Here is a 5,157-nt window from a genome sequence, read left to right as displayed (position 1 = left end):
TGCCCCACGCCCAATGGAAGCGGGCTTTGCCAGAAGCCCGGCGACGGGCGGGAGAATGCCGGATGAGAGGCAGGCGAACGCGCTGCAAAATCTCGGCGTCCTGAAGCCACTGCTGGAATAGAAAAAAGGCGCCTCCAAGGGCGCCTTTTTAGATGTCAGCGGACTCTAGCCGCTTACAGATGATCCTGCTGCGGCATTCCCAGCACATGGAAACCGCCATCGACCCGGATGATTTCACCGGTCGTGCAAGCGCCTGCATCAGACGCCAGGTACACCGCGGTGCCGCCGACTGCTTCCAGCGTGGCGTTCTCGCGCATTGGCGCATTCTGGGCCGTGTGCTTGAAGGTCTTGCGGGCGCCGCCGATGGCGGCACCGGCAAGCGTCTTCATCGGGCCGGGCGAGATTGCGTTGACACGGATGCCCTCAGGGCCGAGGTCATTGGCCAGGTAACGGGTCGCCGACTCCAGCGCAGCCTTGGCCACGCCCATCACATTATAATTCGGCACCACCTGATTCGACCCCTGATAGGTCAGGGTCAGCAGGGTGCCGCCGTTTTCTCTCATCATCGGGTGGGCGCGGCGCGCCACTTCGATGAAGGAATAGGCTGAGATATCCAGCGAGTTCTTGAAATTCGCCCGGCTGGTGTCGAGGAAGCGCCCGGTCAGCTCGGATTTGTCCGAATAGGCAATTGCATGCACCACGAAATCGAGTGACGGCCAGCGGCTGCCAAGCTGTTCGAACGCGGCATCCAGCGAAGCGTCATCCGTCACATCCACATCGACCATGAAATCCGAGCCGACACTCTGCGCCAGCGGCTCCAGTCGCTTGCCAAAGGCTTCGCCCTGATAGGTGAAGGCGAGTTCAGCCCCGGCTTCTGCCATGGCTTTGGCAATACCCCAGGCGATGGAGCGGTCATTGGCAACGCCCATAATCAGGCCGCGCTTGCCGGTCAGCAGTCCCGCCATCGTCACTTATCCCTTGTATTTGCTCAGAACCATCGAGCCATTGGTGCCGCCAAAGCCGAAGCTGTTGGTCATCACCGAATCGAGGCCGGCGTTTTCCACCAGTGCGGTGGCAATCTCGCCCGGCAGGATGCCTTCGGCGAGGGTTTCGACGTTGATCGACGGTGTGATGAAATCGTTGTCCAGCATCAAGAGGCAGAAAATCGCCTCCAGCGCGCCGGCAGCGCCCTGGGCGTGGCCGGTCATCGACTTGGTTGAGGACATCGGCGGTACTTTGCCTTCGCCGAACACCCGGCGCGCGGCCTCGACTTCACCCACGTCACCCACGGGGGTCGAAGTGCCATGCGCGTTTATGTAATCAACCTTGCGGCCCTCGGGCAGGGTGGACAGCGCCAGCCGCATCGCCCGCTCGCCGCCCTCGCCGGACGGGGCCACCATGTCGTGCCCGTCGGAGGTCGCGGCAAAGCCGGTCACCTCGGCATAGATCTTGGCCCCGCGCGCCAGCGCGTGCTCCAGATCCTCCAGCACCACGATGCCGCCGCCGCCGGAGATCACGAAACCGTCGCGGTCCTGATCGAACGCGCGCGAGGCTTTTTCGGGCGTGTCGTTGTATTTGGAGGACATCGCGCCCATGGCGTCAAACAGGCAGGACAGGGTCCAGTCCAGCTCCTCGCCGCCGCCGGCAAACATCACGTCCTGCTTGCCCATCATGATCTGCTCGGCGGCATTGCCGATGCAATGCAGCGAGGTCGAACAGGCCGAGGTGATCGAGTAGTTGATGCCCTTGATCTTGAAGGCGGTTGCCAGGTTGGCAGAGATCGTCGAGGACATGCATTTCGGCACCGCGAAGGGGCCGATGCGCTTGGTCGCGCCGGTTTTCTGCACCACCTGATGCGCGGCCAGCATGGCGCTGGTCGACGGGCCGCCTGAGCCTGCCACAAGGCCGGTGCGTTCATTGACCACCTGATCGTCGCTCAGGCCGGCATCGGCAATCGCCTGGCTCATCGCGATATGGGCGTAAGCCGCACCGGGCCCCATGAACCGCAGGGTGCGCTTGTCCACATGCGCGGCCGTGTCGATCTTCAGCGTGCCGGCCACTTGGCTGCGAAAGCCGTGCTCAGCCATCTCGGGGCTGGCTTCGATGCCGGATTTGCCTGCCTTCAGCGAGGCGAGGACCTCTTCAGCATTGTTCCCGATGGAGGACACAATCCCCAGACCGGTGACGACGACGCGACGCATAGGCGTACTCCTGTTGTTAAGGTGCCTGTCTGACCGACGAGCCTATCAGCTCTCGGACAGGGCCACTTTCATATCTTTGACCTGATAGATCACTTCACCGTCCGCTTCGACGATGCCATCGGCGACCCCCATGGTCAGGCGGCGGGTCTGAACGGCCTTGGTAAAGTTGATCCGGTAGGTCAGCATCTTGCGGTCCGGGCGCACCATGCCGGTGAGCTTTACCTCGCCCACTCCAAGCGCATAGCCGCGGCCCTGCCAGCCGCGCCAGCCCAGATTGAAACCGGTCAGCTGCCACAGGCCATCCAGGCCCAGGCAGCCAGGCATGATCGGGTTGCCCGGGAAATGGCAGTCAAAGAACCAAAGGTCCGGGGTGATGTCGAATTCTGCAATCACATGGCCCTTGCCATGCTCGCCGCCATCGCCGGAAATTTCCGTGATCCGGTCCATCATCAGCATTGGCGGAGCAGGCAGCTGAGCGTTGCCCGGCCCAAACAGCTCGCCCCGCGCGCATTTCAGCAAATCGTCCTTGTCAAAGCTGCTCGGGTAATCGGCCATTCGGGCGCATCTCCTGCCTGGGGTCTGGTCTATTGGTATATCTGGCCTCCTGTAACACCCGGCCAAAGGGTCCTGCAAGGGTACCCCGCGTCACTCTTGCGCTGAATGTGCCACAGGCGCACAGGAAACCGGCGGTCAGCTGCGAATGAATTTCATTTGAAAAACCCGGGGTGTTGCACCTATATATACGGTCAGCAACGCGATGCAGGATCTGCTCATGACGCCAAACAGCGAAGATGCGGCCACACGCTGGCTGACGGATGCCGGGCTGAGACCCACCCGGCAGCGGGTGGCGCTGGCCGAATTGCTGGTCGGCGACGGAAAGCACCGGCATATCACAGCCGAAAGCCTCTTTGAGTCGGCCAAAAAAAAGGGCGCTGCCGTATCGTTGGCAACCGTCTACAACACGCTGCGGGCCTTCTGCGATGCGGGCGTGCTGCAGGAGATCCCGCTGGACGGCTCCAAAAGCTATTTCGACACCAACACCCATGATCATCCGCATTTTTTCTGGGAGGACGAGGGCCGGGTCAGCGATGCCCCGGCGCAGGAACTGGTGATTCAGAAACTGCCGCAAGCGCCGGAGGGGATGGAGATCGCCTCAGTCGATGTGGTGATCCGCCTGCGCAAGGTCTGACGGGCCGGCGCTGAACGTTCTGCACAGTATGTCACGCGCTTTGGACGCTGGCGACGCGTCCGGCAATCGGGCATGGGTGGCCAGAATCACCGGTTCTTCCGCGGCCTTGTCTGTGATCCGTACAGCGCACAATGGCTTGCCATCATAACTCATCCCGCCGGGCGGCAGGCTGTAGCTGATGCCGACGCCTTCGCCATTGGCCGCCAGGCTGCGCAGCAATTCCAGCGAATCCGCCCGGTGGACAATCCGCGGCACCAGACCATGCGCCTTGAACAGCCCCAGCATGTGCTGCACCGACAAGCCTTCCTGTGACAGCACCAGCGGATGCAGCACCACCTCCGCCAGGGAAAGATCGCTGCGGCCCGCGAGCGGATGTCCGGGCGGCATCAGGGCGTGAGGGGAAAACCGGTCCAGTTCCGCCCGGCTGAACCCGGCATCCAAGCCCAGATCATAGGTGATGGCCAGATCCGCCTCGCCCTCGGTCAGAGCATTGATCAATGGGGCGAACCCGCAGGCGCGGTGGCGGATCTCAAACTCAGGCAGCGCCCGTCTCAGCACCTTGAGCGCGGGGGCCAGCAAAAACGGCGCAAGGTCTGAGAAGCAGGCCAGCATAATCCGTCTTTGCCCGGGACCGGATCCCTTTGGATCTTCCAGCCGCCGGGCCTGGTCCAGCAGGTCCTGCGCTTGGGCCGCGAACTCCCGGCCCTGCGGTGTCAATGCCAGCGCGGCCCCGCGGCGGCGCAAGAACAGCGCATGGCCCAGGTGCGCCTCGATCCGGCTGAGGGCCGCAGACAGGGCAGGCTGGCTTACATGCACCGCCTCGGCCGCTGCTGACAGGCTGCCATGCTGCGCCACGGCGCAGATGTATTCATAATGGCGCAACGTAAGGTATAACATCAAGTTAAGTGTATAATAGAAAGATATGATTTGAAACTATGCCCTTTGACCGGCAGGAATGACGCAACAGAATTGCATCATTCAGCAGCGGAGGCAGCCATGGTCCACCCCCTTATTACTCCTGAACATGTCGAACAGTTTCAGCGTGACGGCGTTGTCCTTATCCGCGGGCTGTTTGCCGAACAGGTCGGACTGCTGCGTTCCGGTATAGCCGCCAATATGGAAAACCCGGGGCCATATGCGTCCAATAACGAAAAGGCCGGCCAGACCGGGCGCTTTTTTGACGATTACTGCAACTGGACCCGGATCCCCGAATTCCAGCAGGCGATCGAGCAATCCCCGGTCGCCCAAGTTGCCGCTGACCTGATGAAATCCAGCTCGGTGCAAATGTTCCACGACCATGTTCTGGTCAAAGAGCCTGGCACATCGATGCCGACCCCATGGCATCAGGACGGGCCATACTATTTTGTCGAGGGGCAGCAGACCATCAGCTTTTGGTCGCCGCTTGATGAGGTGAAGGAAGCGGCCTTGCGCTGCGTTGCAGGCTCGCACAAATGGGAAAAGGAAGTGCTGCCGACCCGCTGGGTTTCGGAGGACGGTTTCTTTCCGGATGAAGGCCAATACATGCAGGTGCCCGATCCGGATGCGGACGACAGTATGACGGTGCTGGAATACCCGATGCAGCCGGGCGATGCGGTTGCTTTCAACTACAAAACCCTGCACGGCGCCCGCGGCAATACCTCCGCCTCCCGCCGCCGCGCGTTCTCGCTGCGGCTGGTGGGGGATGATGCCCGCTACGTGGAGCGCCCCGGCCCCACTTCGCCGCCGTTTCCGGGCCACGAAATGCAGCCTGGCCAACGGCTGCGCGAG

At 62.1% G+C, this 5,157-nt stretch carries 6 protein-coding genes; 2 read left to right on the top strand and 4 right to left on the bottom strand.

What is annotated here, in order from left to right:
- Positions 1–173 precede the first annotated feature (173 nt).
- Genes VOI29_RS22350 through fabA form a run of 3 tightly spaced genes read right to left on the bottom strand, consistent with a single transcriptional unit; the run spans position 174 to position 2,756 of the window.
- Positions 174–965 (bottom strand): enoyl-ACP reductase, encoded by a 792-nt coding sequence (locus VOI29_RS22350; protein WP_323783808.1) that lies wholly within the window; start codon positions 963–965, stop codon positions 174–176.
- 6 nt (positions 966–971) lie between these two features.
- Positions 972–2,201: a beta-ketoacyl-ACP synthase I gene (gene fabB, locus VOI29_RS22345; protein WP_323783806.1), complete on the bottom strand. Its 1,230-nt coding sequence runs from the start codon at positions 2,199–2,201 to the stop codon at positions 972–974.
- A gap of 45 nt (positions 2,202–2,246) precedes the next feature.
- The gene (gene fabA / locus VOI29_RS22340; protein ID WP_024088754.1) at positions 2,247–2,756 is read right to left on the bottom strand and encodes a bifunctional 3-hydroxydecanoyl-ACP dehydratase/trans-2-decenoyl-ACP isomerase; all 510 of its coding nucleotides are present in this window, start codon (positions 2,754–2,756) and stop codon (positions 2,247–2,249) included.
- 217 nt (positions 2,757–2,973) lie between these two features.
- On the opposite strand from fabA, the gene irrA reads away from it, so the two are divergent.
- Entirely contained in the window at positions 2,974–3,390 is a 417-nt protein-coding gene (gene irrA, locus VOI29_RS22335) for an iron response transcriptional regulator IrrA (protein ID WP_323783804.1), read from the top strand.
- On the opposite strand, the gene VOI29_RS22330 is transcribed toward irrA, so the two are convergent.
- Positions 3,355–4,287, bottom strand: coding sequence for a LysR family transcriptional regulator (locus VOI29_RS22330; RefSeq protein ID WP_323783802.1), 933 nt, complete (start codon positions 4,285–4,287; stop codon positions 3,355–3,357). The genes irrA and VOI29_RS22330 overlap by 36 nt on opposite strands.
- 99 nt (positions 4,288–4,386) lie before the next feature.
- On the opposite strand from VOI29_RS22330, the gene VOI29_RS22325 reads away from it, so the two are divergent.
- Positions 4,387–5,157: phytanoyl-CoA dioxygenase family protein (locus VOI29_RS22325; protein ID WP_323783800.1), on the top strand; the 771-nt coding region annotated here is incomplete at its 3' end.

It is taken from the genome of Leisingera sp., assembly GCF_034669605.1.
Taxonomy (GTDB): domain Bacteria; phylum Pseudomonadota; class Alphaproteobacteria; order Rhodobacterales; family Rhodobacteraceae; genus Leisingera.
This window is presented reverse-complemented; position numbering and strand designations above follow the sequence as displayed.